This is a genomic window from Actinoplanes sp. NPDC049802, from assembly GCF_040656595.1.
Taxonomy (GTDB): domain Bacteria; phylum Actinomycetota; class Actinomycetes; order Mycobacteriales; family Micromonosporaceae; genus Actinoplanes.
Genome location: NZ_JBFAMR010000078.1, coordinates 1 through 13598, shown reverse-complemented (window position 1 = coordinate 13598; position 13598 = coordinate 1). Strand labels below are relative to the sequence as shown.

General features: G+C 70.6%; 12 protein-coding genes and 1 pseudogene. 6 read left to right on the top strand and 7 right to left on the bottom strand.

Annotated features, from left to right (window positions below; genetic code table 11):
• Positions 1-119 precede the first annotated feature (119 nt).
• Positions 120-470, bottom strand: a complete 351-nt coding sequence (locus tag AB0I88_RS34250) for an Lsr2 family protein (RefSeq protein WP_361034467.1) — start codon at positions 468-470, stop codon at positions 120-122.
• A gap of 268 nt (positions 471-738) precedes the next feature.
• Between AB0I88_RS34250 and AB0I88_RS34245 the strand changes: the two genes are divergently transcribed.
• Both AB0I88_RS34245 and AB0I88_RS34240 read left to right on the top strand, forming a co-directional pair.
• Entirely contained in the window at positions 739-1170 is a 432-nt protein-coding gene (locus AB0I88_RS34245; protein WP_361034410.1) for a hypothetical protein, read from the top strand.
• Positions 1167-2471 carry a D-alanyl-D-alanine carboxypeptidase gene (locus AB0I88_RS34240; RefSeq protein ID WP_361034407.1) on the top strand — a complete coding sequence of 435 codons (1305 nt, stop codon included), beginning with the start codon at positions 1167-1169 and terminating at the stop codon, positions 2469-2471. The genes AB0I88_RS34245 and AB0I88_RS34240 overlap by 4 nt, the downstream gene beginning before the upstream one ends.
• Before the next feature lie 44 nt (positions 2472-2515).
• On the opposite strand, the gene AB0I88_RS34235 is transcribed toward AB0I88_RS34240, so the two are convergent.
• Positions 2516-3667, bottom strand: coding sequence for a transposase (locus tag AB0I88_RS34235; protein WP_361034404.1), 1152 nt, complete (start codon positions 3665-3667; stop codon positions 2516-2518).
• 23 nt (positions 3668-3690) lie between these two features.
• Here AB0I88_RS34235 and tnpA point away from each other — a divergent pair, with 23 nt between their 5' ends.
• On the top strand, positions 3691-4122 hold the full coding sequence (gene tnpA, locus AB0I88_RS34230) for an IS200/IS605 family transposase (protein WP_361034401.1): 432 nt from the start codon (positions 3691-3693) through the stop codon (positions 4120-4122).
• A gap of 189 nt (positions 4123-4311) precedes the next feature.
• Here the strand turns inward: tnpA and AB0I88_RS34225 are convergent, their stop codons facing one another.
• Positions 4312-4812, bottom strand: a complete 501-nt coding sequence (locus AB0I88_RS34225; RefSeq protein ID WP_361034398.1) for a DUF456 domain-containing protein — start codon at positions 4810-4812, stop codon at positions 4312-4314.
• Positions 4813-5017: 205 nt separating this feature from the next.
• On the opposite strand from AB0I88_RS34225, the gene AB0I88_RS34220 reads away from it, so the two are divergent.
• Positions 5018-5935, top strand: coding sequence for a sigma-70 family RNA polymerase sigma factor (locus AB0I88_RS34220; RefSeq protein WP_361034395.1), 918 nt, complete (start codon positions 5018-5020; stop codon positions 5933-5935).
• 170 nt (positions 5936-6105) lie between these two features.
• Here the strand turns inward: AB0I88_RS34220 and AB0I88_RS34215 are convergent.
• A pseudogene (locus tag AB0I88_RS34215) lies at positions 6106-6273 on the bottom strand (IS256 family transposase); the annotation flags it as partial.
• 690 nt (positions 6274-6963) lie between these two features.
• The gene (locus AB0I88_RS34210; RefSeq protein ID WP_361034392.1) at positions 6964-9270 is read right to left on the bottom strand and encodes an ATP-binding domain-containing protein; all 2307 of its coding nucleotides are present in this window, start codon (positions 9268-9270) and stop codon (positions 6964-6966) included.
• Positions 9271-9445: 175 nt separating this feature from the next.
• On the opposite strand from AB0I88_RS34210, the gene AB0I88_RS34205 reads away from it, so the two are divergent.
• Positions 9446-10024 (top strand): hypothetical protein, encoded by a 579-nt coding sequence (locus tag AB0I88_RS34205; RefSeq protein ID WP_361034389.1) that lies wholly within the window; start codon positions 9446-9448, stop codon positions 10022-10024.
• Between the two features lie 48 nt (positions 10025-10072).
• On the opposite strand, the gene AB0I88_RS34200 is transcribed toward AB0I88_RS34205, so the two are convergent.
• Entirely contained in the window at positions 10073-10927 is an 855-nt protein-coding gene (locus AB0I88_RS34200; protein WP_361034386.1) for a sigma-70 family RNA polymerase sigma factor, read from the bottom strand.
• Positions 10928-11051: 124 nt separating this feature from the next.
• Here AB0I88_RS34200 and AB0I88_RS34195 point away from each other — a divergent pair, with 124 nt between their 5' ends.
• Positions 11052-12779 (top strand): DEAD/DEAH box helicase, encoded by a 1728-nt coding sequence (locus AB0I88_RS34195; RefSeq protein ID WP_361034383.1) that lies wholly within the window; start codon positions 11052-11054, stop codon positions 12777-12779.
• Between the two features lie 105 nt (positions 12780-12884).
• Here AB0I88_RS34195 and AB0I88_RS34190 read toward each other — a convergent pair whose 3' ends face one another.
• Complete coding sequence (locus AB0I88_RS34190) at positions 12885-13448, bottom strand: YceI family protein (protein WP_361034380.1); 564 nt, start codon at positions 13446-13448, stop codon at positions 12885-12887.
• Positions 13449-13598 lie beyond the last annotated feature (150 nt).

The following is a 13598-nucleotide window of genomic DNA, read 5'->3' as shown; positions in this document are numbered from 1 at the left end:
CGTTTACCGCCTGTTATCGCCGGCTCCACGCACCGAGATCAGCCGCGTTGCCGACGGCCAGGACACAGTCACCCACCGTGCCGGCGTCCTGCCGCCGACACGGTGGGAACCGTCCGGAATCAGCGCCCGTGCGCCGCCCGGTACGCGTTGCTGACCTCCTGCGGAATGCGGCCCCGCTCGGAGATTTTGCGCCCGTTCCGGATCGCCCACTCACGGATCAGCCGGTTCTCGTCACGGGAACCGGCGGTGCGGGCCGGGGCGGCGCCACGCGACGGGATACGCCCCGACGTGGTGCGGCCCAGGCGGGTGCCCGCGGAGATGAACGGGTCCAGCGCCTTGCGGAGCTTTCCGGCATTGGCCTCGGAAAGGTCGATCGTGTAGCTGACGCCGTCGAGACTGAACTCCACCGTCCGATCCGCCTTCTTGCCGTCCAGATCGTCGATCAGGGTGGTGATTACCTGCCGCGCCATAACGACTCCCGAGAAAAATAAATCAACCGCGCCCAGTAGAGGCATATTCGCGACGGTGGAGGCCGCCGTCGACGACCTACGCTGAGTGACCCTCAAGGTGGGTCGCGAATAAGCCTCAGTCTGGCGCGCGAGTGCCTTGCCGCGCAACTCCCCACCGCGATCCGGCAATTCTTTCGGCCCGGTTATCGGAATGGAACCTGGGAAATGGAGCAGAATCCGGTAAAGCCCGGTTGACCGGAGCCCGGCGTCCCACGTTAGGGTCTGCGCCATGCAGGACGAGCAGGCCGCCTGGCGGGAGCAGCAGCGCCGGGCCGTTGCGATCCGCGCCGCCGCCCTCGAAGCGGACCGGACCGCGGAGGCACGGCAGGCCACCGCGCTGCTCGACGACTTCGTGCGCCGTGCCGCCGACGCCGGGCTGGCCCCGCACACGCTGGCCGCACGCAGTCTCGACGGCCGGTCCACGTACCGGACCCGCATCCGCGGGTGGTACCTGAAATCGGATCGTTCGGTGGCCGTCGGCGACGACGGGGAGTATTACGTGCTCACTGTGACGCCGTCGCTGCGGGCCCGGTTCGCTGGCGCCGAACTGTCGCCCAGCATGCCGCGGCTGATCGTCGGCGCGGGCGGACGGGACGGCGAGTCCATTCCCCTCGCGACCCTCCTCGACCGTCGGTTGACGGCCGGGGACGTCTGGCCGTGAAACCGCTCGTCGCGGCGTGCGCCGCTGTGCTGCTGCTACTCACACCCGTTCCCGCCGCCGCCTCGGCCCGGATTCCCACCGCCGCCTCGGCGCGGATTCCCACCGCCGCCTCGGCGCGGGAGGCCGCCGCCTCGGCGCGGGCCGAGATCCCCTGCCCCAAGCCGAAGGTCGCCAAGCCGAGCGCCCCACCCCGGCCCACCCCGCCGGCCGAGGTGGCCGAGGACATGCGAGTCGGCGGCGACGCCCTCGCCACGCACGGCCTCGTCGTGCCGGAGAACAGCCCGAAGCCGCCGTCACTGACCGCGACCACCTGGCTGGTGGCCGACCTGGACACCGGCGAGGTGCTCGGCGCCTGCGGCCCGCACGTGTACCAGACCCCGGCCAGCGTGCAGAAGATGCTGCTCGCCGCGACCGCGATCGATCAGCTCGACCCGGCTCAGCGGATCACCGTGACCCACGGCGACCTGGACATCGAGCCCGGCAGCTCGGCGGTCGGTCTGGTCGTCGGCGGGCAGTACACGATCGCGACCCTCTGGCTCGGGCTGCTGCTCAACTCGGGCAACGACGCGGCCAACGCCCTCGCCCGGCTGGCCGGCGGCGGCGGCAAGGACGGCCTCGCCACGACGGTCACCGCCATGAACGCCAAGGCCGCCACGCTCGGCGCCCGCCAGACGCACGCGGTCACGCCCTCCGGGCTGGACGGCAAAGGGCAGTTCACCAGCGCGTACGATCTGGCCCTCATCGCCCGGGTGTGTTTCGCGAGTCAGGACTTCCGGAAATACGCGCTGACCCGGACGGCACGGATGCCGGCGCAGAAGAAGCCCAAGGTGGGCGGCTTCCAGTTCCAGAACGAGAACAAGCTGATCTACAACTACCCGGGCGCGCTCGGCGGGAAGACCGGGTTCACCACGCTGGCCCGGCACAGCTACGTCGGTGCGGCCACCCGCGACGGCCGCACCCTGGTGGCCACCCTGCTCGGTGCCGAGGCCCGACCGATCCGCGGCTGGGAACAGGGCGCCAAGCTGCTCGACTGGGGGTTCTCCCTGCCGGCCGGATCATCGGTGGGCAAGCTGGTCACACCCGAGGAGGTCGCGGCCGCGGCCGCCTCCACCGCGGCCAAGACCGAACAGACCACGGTCGCCGGTGGGAGCGCCAGCAACCAACGGCCGTCGGCGCCGGCCGGACTGACCGTGGCGGCGGCCGCGTCGGTGGCGGCGCTGCTCACCGTGACACCGCTGCTGCTTCTGCTGACCGTACGCCGGCGGCGGCGACTCACCCGATCGTCAACTACCCGCCCATGAATGAATGGGCGGGCTTGTGGGTCTCTTCCTCGCTGGCGGCGAGGTCAGGCCACGTGTGGCGGATTGACTGCCGCCCAGTCCTCGGCACCGCGCTGGGCGATGTTGAGGGCCGCATTGTGATCGGCGTGGGCAACGACCCCGCACGATCTACAGGTGAAGGTTTCCTGGTCGATGCGGCTCCGCTTGTCGCGGTGTCCGCACCGGTTGCAGGTTTGGGAGGTGTACCGGGGGTCGACTTCGACCACCGGTACACCGGCCCGGCGGGCCTTGTACTTGAGGTAATCGCCGAGCTGATGGAACGACCACGAGGAGAGCGTGACCCGTTGGGGCTTTCTCAGCCGGACCCGGTCGCGGATGCCCGTTAGTTTCTCGACGGCGATTCCGCGTCCGGTGCGTGCAGCCTCGGTCACGATGGTCTTGGCGATGACGTGGTTGATGTTCGCGGCGTGCCGCGCTTCCTTCTTGCGGCGGCGGGCCAGCAGCCGTTTCGCGGACTGGGTGCCCTTGGCCTGCAACCGCTGCCGCAACCGTTGCTGACGGCGGCGGTAGCCGTTGAGTTTGGTTCCAGCGTGCCGGTTGCCGTCGGAGTCGTAGGCGATGTTGGCGATGCCCATGTCCACGCCGAGGAACCCGGCCGGGTCGATCAGTTCGGGTTCGGCGACTTCGACGCATGCGTACAGCAACCACATGCCGTCGCGGTGTACCACGTCGGACTCACCGACCGGCAAGGTGGCCACGGCCTTGAGCTGGTCGGGGGAGCCGGTGAACGCGACGTTCTTGATCCGGCCTGCGGTGGTCCAGATGGACACGGTTCGGGCGTCGTGCTGCCAGGACAGCATCCGGGCGTCGTACGGCTGGGCGGCGTCCCAGCGGAAGGCGATCGGGTTGGTCTCGACCGTGCGGCGGCGCTTGCTGCCGGGCTTGCCGTACCGGCCGTTACGCAGGTTCGTCTTGAGGGTCTTGTAGGCGTCGCAGACCTTCTTGATCACGTGCTGGGCGGCCTGCGCCCCGAGCCCGTAGTCGGCCTTGATCTCGTCGTAGGTGTGCCGCCGCATTTGGTAGTTGCGGTAGCAGCCGATCTTGCGGGCCAGTGCGGCGACCTCGGAGGCGGCCGTGTTGCAGGCACGCAGCGTGGCCTCCAAGGCCGACGCCTGCTCGGGCGTCGGCAGGAGCTTCACCTGCACGACCAGCTTCACATCGACCACTGTAGCGATGTTCTGTGTCACCGAGATGGGCACCCGATCCCGATGTCAGGCGCGGCCGGAGCGTCGTCCACAGCCTGCACGCTCACTTGGTCTTCACCACCAAGTACCGGCGGGGCGCGCTCACCGACCCGATCCTCACCCGCTGCGAAGAGATCATGCGGGCGGTGTGCGCCGACTCCGGTGCGGAACTGCGCGAGTTCAACGGCGAAGACGACCACGTCCACGTGCTCGTGCACTACTCGCCGCAGGTCGCCCTGTCCCGGCTGGTCAACAGCCTCAAAGGCGTCTCGGCCCGCAGGCTACGGCAGGAACACGGCGCGCACCTGCACCGGTACCTGTGGGGCGGTCACCTGTGGTCACCGTCGTACTTCGCCGAATCATGCGGCGGCGCACCCCTCGCGGTAGTCCGTGAGTACATCGACAACCAGAAACGTCCAGGTGGGTGACGGCGTTCCTCCCGGCCGTGAACGACTCTGCTGGGAAACGACCAAACCGCCGTGGCTGCGCGCATGAACGTCGATGCTCGACCGAGGCCAAGGCCTCGGCGGACATGAAATCCGCGTCCGGATTGTGAGTTGCCCAGCAAAGTCCTGAAGGGCCGGGGTTCCCGCCTTACGGACTGCGAAAGAACCCGTTCAGGCGAAGGCCAGGCCGAAAAGCCAGAGCACCGCGATCGCCAGCGCCGCCGCGAACTCGACCAGCAGCGAAAGGCCGACCGCCGCGAGCGCCGAGCGGGTCGACGGCCAGGCGCGCTCGATGCCCAGCCGCTGCAGCTCGACGAGCCAGATCCCCAGTACGAAGCCGAGGATCAGGCCCACGAACGGCACCACGAAGAAACCGATCAGCCCGAGCACTCCACCGGCCAGCAGCGCCGAGGTGGGTACTCCGCTGTTCTTCAGCTTCTTTCCCGGCCACAGGAACTTGATCACCATGCCGAGGCCGGCGAGCACCGACGCGAGCACCGCCACCAGCAGCCGGGCACTGCCGCTGCCATCGCCGAGGACCGCCCAGAGCATCACCCCGGCCCAACTCAGCAGCAGGCCGGGGAGTACCGGCACCAGCACTCCGACCACCCCGGTCAGAATCATCAGCCCGGAGATGAGGGCGATGGCCCCACCGGTGTCGCTCAAATCCATGCGGCACACCTTGCCGCACCAGCCGAGAACCCTCAACCGGAACCCCGGCCCGCCGATCGAAGGGCCGTCACCGACGGGACCGTCGGATGCAACCGGTGGGCAACTCCCTGTGACCGGTCCGCGCACCCAGCGCAATCGAAAGTTTCTCTCGTCAGCCGGTGCCCCACCAGCCAAGGGGCGCCGACGAACAAACCGGGGGAAACGAATGACCAGCACCGTGACGACCGCTGCCGACATGATCGCCGACACCGCCTCGCCCGTGCTCTCCGCCGGCGAGCAGGAGGAGCTGATCCGCACCCACATGCCGCTCGTCGGCCACCTGGTGCGGGACATGCTCTCCCGGATCCCCAACCACATCCACCGTGACGACCTGACCAGCGCCGGTCTGCACGCCCTGGTCACCGCGGCCCGCGGCTGGGACCCGGCCCGCGGCGTCCCGTTCCACCGCTTCGCCGGAACCCGCATCCGCGGCGCGCTCCTCGACGAGCTGCGCGCGCTGGACTGGGCGACCCGCTCGGTGCGATCCAAGGCCCGCAACACCGATGTCACCCGTCAGCAGCTGACCACCACGCTGGGCCGTACGCCCACGCCGGACGAGCTGGCTCAGGCGCTCGGCACCACCACGACCGACCTGCACCAGACCGACACCGACGTACAGCGCGCCACCGTGCTGTCGCTTCAGGGCTTCACCACGAGCAGCGCCGACGATCTGGTCACCGAGCCGACGCCGGGCCCGGAGGAGATGCTGCTGCGCCGGGAGCAGATCGGCTACCTGCACCACGCCATCGGCTCGCTGCCGGAGCGGCTCCAGACCGTCGTCACCGAGTACTTCCTCCAGGAACGCCCGATGGCGGAGATCGCCGCGGACCTGGGCGTCACCGAGTCCCGAGTCTCGCAGCTGCGTGCCGAGGCCCTCTCGCTGCTGCGCGACGGTCTGAACACGCACCTCAACCCGGAGCTGGCCCCGGTCCCGGACAACCCGGAGAGCATCACGGCCCGCCGCCGTGCCACCTACTACGCCAACATCGCCAGCAACACCACGATGCGCAGCCGTCTCGCGATGACCAACGCCAACGGCCACACCGCGATCGGCCGCGGCTTCAAACCTGGTCGGGCGGCTTGACGCCGCACGACCCGGCCCGGGCGGCTTGACGCCGCACGGGCCACCGGGTCCGGCTGTCCCCCGCGCGGGCCCTGCCGGCTAAGTAGGGCAGGGTGCGCTTGTGGGTCCTTCTCGCCGATCCTCCTCAGATGTGGACCTCGTCCCATGGCCGGGTGCATCCCACGAGCGGTGTTGTCGGCGGCCGGCCAGCGGTCACCGAAGGGGATGGCGAAAGCATCGATGACGGGCTTCCATCGCATCGTCCATCGTGTCCGCCCGGTCCCGGTCAGGTCCAGGCTGCGTGTCACCAGGTACAAACACTTCAACGCGGCCTGCTCGGTCGGGAAATGCCCGCGGGCGGGGGCCGGTGGTCCCCGGTGATGTGTCTTTGGAAAACGTGACACCCGTCGTGGGTGTGATGACACCCGTTGTGGGTGTCATGTTTTCGGGCCGTATGTAGCCGTGATCCGTGTCCTGTCTTCTCGGATGGAGGGCTGGTTCCCTTCTCGCCGGTCCTGTTCAGGGTGGGCGCATTGCTCAAGGACGGTCGTCTATTTACGGAAACGCCGCGGCGGACGGGGTCTTCACCCGTCTTGGGTCGCCGTCGCGGGCCCTGGAATCCTCGATCCAGGGCCGATGTCCGCTGCCCGGCAGCCGTGCGGTGTGACCGGGCCACACCGATAGCGGCTGGTAGTGGGCCTTGACCTGCCGGCCGTTTGCTTCTCTCGCACGCTCCCGGGGCCCGGATACGCCGGACGGCACGCACGTAGGGCTCCGCGTGGCCGCTCGCGAGTGCCATAGCGGGGGTCGGGACGCACAGTCGGTGCGCTGTGCGCGCCCGCCCGGCGGGGCGATGTGGCCGGCAGGGTCAGCGCCGTGTCACGGCTCTCGAAACACCGTGAGCGCCAGCCGGAAAGATCCGCCCAGCCGGCCGCCAGGGCTGCCTCAGCACCCACGAAACAGCCTCCACGGCCAGCCGGAAGGATGCTCCGGCCGGCCGTGAGGGCTGCGCAAGGCGTGAGGTGGCGCTGGCGGCGGGCTGACGACGGTCAGGCGAGGGAGGAGAGGACCTTCGGCAGGTCGGTGGTGTGCAGGACGCCTAGGCGGCGGGTGGCTCGGGTGACCGCCACGTACAGGTCGGACAGGCCCCGCGGGCTCTCCGTGATGATCTCGTCGGGGGCCACCACCAGCACCGAGTCGAACTCGAGGCCCTTTGCCTGGCGGACCGTCATCAGGACGACGTGGTTGAGCAAGTCGGGCTGCTCCCCCACCGCCGCACCGGGGACGGCGGCCACCAGATCGGCGCCCAGCAACGGTTCCAGGCGCTCCGGCACCAGCACACCGAGGCGGCCTTCCTCGATCAGGGCGGCCTCCTTCCGTACCGCTGAAATGAGCTCCTCGGTGAGGGTGGCGGGCGGCACCCGGCGTGCCCACGGCGTCACGCCGGCCGAGCGGACCGACCGCGGCGGCCGCAGCGCGGGATCGACGGCGGCCAGCACGTCGGCCGCGACCGCCATCACTTCGGACGGGGTCCGGTAGTTGACGCTCAGTTCGACGATCCGCCAGCGCTGCGCCACGTACGGCTCGAAGACCTGCTCCCAGGAGGTGCTGCCGGCCAGCTCGGACGTCTGCGCGACGTCACCGACCGCGGTCATCGAACGACTCGGGCAGCGGCGCATGAGCAGCCGCCAGGCCATCGGCGACAGCTCCTGCGCCTCGTCGACGATCACGTGCCCGAAGACCCAGGTACGGTCGGCGGCCGCCCGTTCCGCTGCGGTACGCGTGTCGATCACCTCGTGCCGCTCGACGAAGGCGCTGGCGTCGACCACGTCGAGGGCGGAGAGGATCTCGTCCTTCTCGGCGCCCTCGTCCTCGAAGTCCAGCGACCGGGAGCCTTCGACGATCTCCAGTACGCCTTCCGCGTACTCGATCGCGGCTTTTCTCTGTTTCTGCCGCTCCCGCACCATGAGCGTGTCGTCGACGCCGAGCAGTTCGGCCAGTTCGTCGAGCAGCGGCACGTCGGCCGGGGTCCAGCCGTGGCCGCGCTCCCGCAGCAGCTGGGGCGGCAGGCCGGCCGACTCCAGCCGGTCCGGGTCGGAGAGCAGGTCGCGCAGCACCTGGCGCGGGGTGAGCACCGGCCAGAAGTCGAAGAGCGCCTGCTGCACGTCGACGTCCTCGCGCAGTTCGCGGCGGGTCTCGGCGAGGTCGGCCTCGGAGAGCAGGTTCTCCCCGCCGAGGGGGTCGGCGCCGATCCGCTCGGCGATCTGCCGGGAGAGCTGGTGGATGGCTTCGGTCACGAAGATCTGCCGGGCCACGTTGTGCGGCTTGCCGGAGCGGCGGGCCGCGGTGCGGGCGGCGAGCAGCACCTCCCGTTCGATGCGCAGCGGATAGCCGTCGTGGTCGACCTCGACGAAGGTGTCCGGCACGGTCTGCCGGTCGGCGACCGCGTTCTCCAGCGCGTCGAGGATCGGCAGGCCACCTTTGACCACGGCGACGGCCGGTGCTTCGACGGCGTGCGCACGCACCCCCGGGAACATGTCGCCGAGGGTGGCCAGCAGCACGCCGGTCTCCGCCAGCGACGGCAGCACCTGGGAGATGTAGCGCAGGAAGGTGGTGTTCGGCCCGAGGATCAGCACACCGGTACGGGTGAGCTGTTCCCGGTACGTGTAAAGCAGGTACGCCGCCCGGTGCAGTGCCACCGCGGTCTTCCCGGTGCCCGGCCCGCCTTGGACCACCAGCACCCCGGGCAGTCCGGATCGGATCACCTCGTCCTGCTCGCCCTGGATGGTCTCGACGATGTCGCGCATCCGCCCGGTCCGGTTGGCGGTGAGCGCGGACAGCAGCGCCGCCTCGCCGGTCACGTCCTCCCGGCCGCTGCCGTCGCCGGCCTCGATGTCGAGGGTCTCGTCGTCGATGCCGGTGAGCACCCGGCCCCGGGTGCGCAGGTGCCGCCGCCGGGTCACCCCGTCCGGGCTGACCGCGGTGGCCAGATAGAAGGGGCGTGCGGCCGGGGCACGCCAGTCCACCAGAAGGGGATCCCGTTCACGGTCCTCGGCGAAGAGCCCGATCCGGCCGATGTAGCGGGGATTGTCGGAGGAGAAGTCGAGCCGACCGAAGCAAAGTCCGTTCTCGACCGAATTGAACTGTGCCAGTTGTTCCGCGTAGTGGCCGCGGGTGGCCTCCCGCTGCGCCCGGCCCTGTGGGGTGCCGCCCGCTTCCAGCAGGATCGCGCGCAACCGGCTGTCGGCCTGCTCACGCAATTGATCCAGTCGCTGGTAGAGCGTGGTCAAGTACGCCTGCTCGGAATCGATGTCGGCGTTCGAGCTTGACAAAGTCGCCCCTTTTCGTGCTATCATTCCGGCGTTCGGCAGCCATTTTTATGGTTGCCTTTTTTGTTTGCCGCAACGCTTTCGGCAAACGACCAGAATAGCTGAGCCGCCGCAGGTTACGGCCGCGGGCGCGACTGTCCGGAACCCGTCAACGACCCGTGGGCCCCGTTACGCGGGCCCCGCCGACGGGATTAACCGGGACATGGACAACCACCACCCGCATCGACGTCCGGGCACTCCGACCGCGAAAACGCAGGGACGACCAGCACGCCGGGCCGTCACCGGCCGGCGTCTGGGCGCCCTGGCCCTCGCCGCGGCCGCCGTCCTCTCCTTCTCCGCCGGCTGCACCGAGGAGAGCGAGACCCCGGCCGGCAACGCCGCCGCGGCGGCCGCCGGCGGGCCCGAACCGAAGACCCTGGAGGGCGCGAAGGACGCCGCGCAGACCGTCTTCGACCGGTTCAGCGGCGGCGACTTCGCCGGCGCGTGGGAGATGTACACGTCGGCCGGCAAGCAGGCGATCAGCAAGGACGACTACGTCAAGCTGAACACCGCCTGCTCCCGTAAAGGCCTGGCGATCCAGCTCACCAGCGCCCGGATGGAGGGCACCGACAAGGCCGTCGTGATCGCCAAGCAGCTCGTGGCGGCCCAGTCGTACACCATGGTCTACGAGGCCGACGCGTGGCGGCTGGAGCCGGCCAAGGAGGGCCTGGCCCTCTACAAGCTCGGCGCCGACAAGGCGATCGCCGCCCAGAAGAAGGCCGGCACCTGCGCCAACAGTTGAGTTCAGGTGCCCGCCGCGGGCCGCGGCGGGCACCTGTCACCGGCGCGTCTAGGCGGCCGCCACCGGCAGGCCGTCCAGCCCGGTCAACGCGAGCCGGGTCTGCAGGGTCCCCCGGCTGGCGATCTTGTCGTAGTAGGCGGCACGGCGCCGGGCCACACAGCCCTCCTTAGGCGGGTTCTGCGCCGCCATCGCCGGATCGAGGTGCGTGTTCAGCCCGTCCCGCAGCAGGACCAGCGCCTCGGCCCGCAACTGTGACACCCGCGACTCGCTGACACCCAGATCGGCGGCGATCTGCGCCATCGGCCGCTCGTCGAAGAAGTAGCCCTCCACCACCGTGCGCAGCCGCTCCGGCAGCGCCTCGACGGCATGCCGCAGGTAGCCGAACCGCTCCCGGCGCAGCAGCATCTCCTCCGGGCCGGCGCCCGGCTCGGTGACGATGTCGTCGGCGGCCGCGGTCGCGAAACCCTGAAGGCTGAACACGGTCGCCCGGTGCACGTCACCCTCGCCGCTCTCGATGTCCTCGACGGTGCAGCCCAGCTTCTCGGCCACCTCCTGCACGGTGGGCGTACGGCCCAGCTCGGCCATCAGCTCCTCCCGGGCGGAGTCGGCACGGCGGGCCCGCTGGCGTACCGAGCGGCTGGCCCAGTCGAGACCGCGCAGCTCGTCCAGGAGGGCGCCGCGCACCCGCGCCGCGGCGAACCGGGAGAACGGCACCCCGCGACCGGGGTCGAAGCCACGGGCCGCCGCGACCAGCGCCGCGTAACCTGCGGACAACAGGTCGTCCCGGTTCACGTGCGACGGCACACGTGCCAGCATCTCCCTCACCAGGTGCCCGACGAGCGGCATGTTCGCCCGGACGATGTCCTCGCCACGCCGCTCGATGAAAGGCACTTCACCACTCATCAGGGGGTCTCCTCAGATACCGGCCGGGTGGGGATCTCCGGCGCTGAGGAGAAAGATGCGGTGCGCTGAGTGCCGCCGAGTTCACCTTGAGGTGCGAGGCGGTTGCAGCGGGTACGCGAGTAGAATGATCAGTAATCGACCACCCGGAGTACCCATCTTCATGCAGACCTTCACCGAGCTCGGCGTGCCCGCCGTCCTCACCACGGCACTTGACCGGCTCGGGATCAGCACCCCGTTCCCCATTCAGGCGGCCACCCTGCCCGACTCATTGGCCGGCCGCGACGTGCTGGGGAGAGGACGCACCGGGTCAGGCAAGACCTATGCGTTCGCCATCCCGGTCGTGGCCCGCCTGGCCGCCGACAAGACCACGGCCCGGCCCGGCCGCCCACGGGCGCTGATCCTCGCACCCACCCGGGAGCTGGCCAGCCAGATCGAGGCCACCATCCGCCCGCTCGCCGACACGGCCGGGCTGCGCACCCTCGTCGTCTTCGGCGGCGTCGGGCCCAACCCACAGATCAAAGGCCTGAAAGCGGGCGTCGACGTGCTGGTGGCCTGCCCCGGCCGGCTCGACGACCACATCCGCAGCGGGCACGCCTCGCTGGACGCCGTCGAAGTGACCGTCCTCGACGAGGCCGACCACATGGCCGACCTCGGCTTCCTGCCGGTGGTGCGGCGGCTGATGTCGCAGACCCCGTCCAGCGGGCAGCGGCTGCTCTTCTCCGCCACCCTCGACAACGGGGTCGACGTGCTGGTGCGGTCCTTCCTGCACAAGCCGGTGACGCACCACGTCGACTCGGCGGCGCAGGCGCCCGTCGAGATGGATCACCACGTGCTGCACGTCCGCGACGACGACCGGTTCGGCGTGCTCGTCGACCTGCTGTCGGCGCCCGGACGGTCGGTCGTCTTCACCCGCACCAAACGGCGTGCCAAGGTGCTGGCCCGCCAGCTCAACGCGGCCGGAGTGCCGGCCGTCGAGCTGCACGGCAACCTGGCGCAGAACGCGCGCAACCGCAACCTGTCGGCGTTCTCCGACGGCACGGCGGGCACCCTGGTGGCCACCGACATCGCGGCCCGCGGCATCCACGTCGACGACGTGGCGCTGGTCATCCACGCCGATCCACCGGTCGAGCACAAGGCCTACCTGCACCGCTCCGGCCGTACCGCCCGGGCCGGCGCCCGCGGCACGGTGATCACCCTGATGACCGACGAACAGCAGGCCGACGTGCGCGACCTGGCCCGCAAGGCCGGCATCCGCCCGGTCACCACCCGGACACGGCCCGGGGACTCCCTGCTCGCCGAACTGGCGCCGGGCGAGCGCACGTTCGTCGCCCCGGCCGCCGCCGCGCCGGGCGGGTCCCGCCCGGCCACTTCCCGGCCGGCCTCCCCGGAGGCTCCGGCGGAGGGTACGGCGGGCCGGTCCCGTCGCGGTCGCAACCGCTCCGGCGACACCATCCCGGCAGCCGAGGCCACGGCCGGCACGTCCCACGGCCGCGCCGCCACGCAGGCCGGTCCGGCACGGGAGAACTCCGGTCACGGCCGGGTGCCGGGCACCGGACGGCGGAGGGGCGCGCGCCGGACCGCGGGAACGGGCCAGGTGCCCGAATCCGGCCAGGCCACGCGAGAGCCGCGCGGCGACGGCAAGGCCCGTGGGGCGGGTCAGGCTCAGCGCGAGCCGAACGCCTCCCACGGATCCGGCCAGCCTCAGCGCGGGTCGGCCTCGTCGCGCGGGTCCGGCCAGGGGCGTGGCTCCGCTTCGACAGCCCGCTCCGGTACGCCGCAGCAGCGCGCCACCCAGGGCGGAGGCGCCGCGGCGTTCTCGGCCCGGTTCAGCGACCGCCGCTCGTCCCGCTGACCGTCCCGGCCGGCCGCCAGCGCTGCCTCGCACGACGCGGGACAGCACCCACGGCCGGCCGGGGAGTTGCGGCGAATCCACGGGTAGGCGCGTCGCGTTCGGCGGTCAGGTGCCGGCGATTCGGGCGGCGTGGGTGGCGGACGGGATGCTCGGCACCGGCACGGCGTACAGGTCGAGGTCGATCCGGACGTGGCGGCCGATCAACGGCCGTCCGGCGGCGACGCCGGCCGCGACCCGGTCCACCACGCAGGACGCCGTCAGGCGATAGCAGTCGCAGTCCGCAAGGACGGACACCAGCTTCAGGGCCACTTCGCAGAAGCCGCCACGGACCGTGAGCACACCCGTCAGCCGCCATCCCTCCGCAGTGCGGTGGACCCCGGTGCTGCGGAATCCGATCTCGGGATGGTTCGCGGTGTCGAGGAAGCGCCTGCCGCGGATGTCCCGGTCCCGTCGGGGATCGTCGGTGGTGAAGGTGGTGGCGTCGAACTCCGCTGAGGCGATCGACCGCTCCGGGTCCGAGGCCACGCTCAGCGTGCCGGTGACGAGGGCCATCGTGCCGGTCACCGGCTTCAGACCGAAGACGTGCGGCACGGTGAACCGGCACACCGAACGAGCCGGGTAGATCGCGTAGGTGCCGGTACGGATGCTGGTGAGGGTTGTCGTCGTCATGGCCCAAGGCTGTCGGGGACCCGGCACGGGCGCCTCAGTGCCAGTACTGAAATCCGAACCGTCGCGAATTTCAGAGGATGCGAACCCGCGACTGAGTGATGTTGGTCTTGCAGGACGTGCATCGTTAGGGGCCCCGTCGGTGCGCTGACC

Excerpts from the sequence above, each read along its gene's own strand:
- AB0I88_RS34250 (WP_361034467.1), bottom strand. The coding sequence starts at position 470 with ATGGCGCGGCAGGTAATCACCACCCTGATCGACGATCTGGACGGCAAG.
- AB0I88_RS34195 (WP_361034383.1), top strand. The coding sequence starts at position 11,052 with ATGATCAGTAATCGACCACCCGGAGTACCCATCTTCATGCAGACCTTC.
- AB0I88_RS34220 (WP_361034395.1), top strand. The coding sequence starts at position 5,018 with ATGACCAGCACCGTGACGACCGCTGCCGACATGATCGCCGACACCGCC.
- AB0I88_RS34190 (WP_361034380.1), bottom strand. The coding sequence starts at position 13,448 with ATGACGACGACAACCCTCACCAGCATCCGTACCGGCACCTACGCGATC.
- AB0I88_RS34205 (WP_361034389.1), top strand. The coding sequence starts at position 9,446 with ATGGACAACCACCACCCGCATCGACGTCCGGGCACTCCGACCGCGAAA.
- AB0I88_RS34245 (WP_361034410.1), top strand. The coding sequence starts at position 739 with ATGCAGGACGAGCAGGCCGCCTGGCGGGAGCAGCAGCGCCGGGCCGTT.
- AB0I88_RS34210 (WP_361034392.1), bottom strand. The coding sequence starts at position 9,270 with ATGATAGCACGAAAAGGGGCGACTTTGTCAAGCTCGAACGCCGACATC.
- AB0I88_RS34200 (WP_361034386.1), bottom strand. The coding sequence starts at position 10,927 with ATGAGTGGTGAAGTGCCTTTCATCGAGCGGCGTGGCGAGGACATCGTC.
- AB0I88_RS34225 (WP_361034398.1), bottom strand. The coding sequence starts at position 4,812 with ATGGATTTGAGCGACACCGGTGGGGCCATCGCCCTCATCTCCGGGCTG.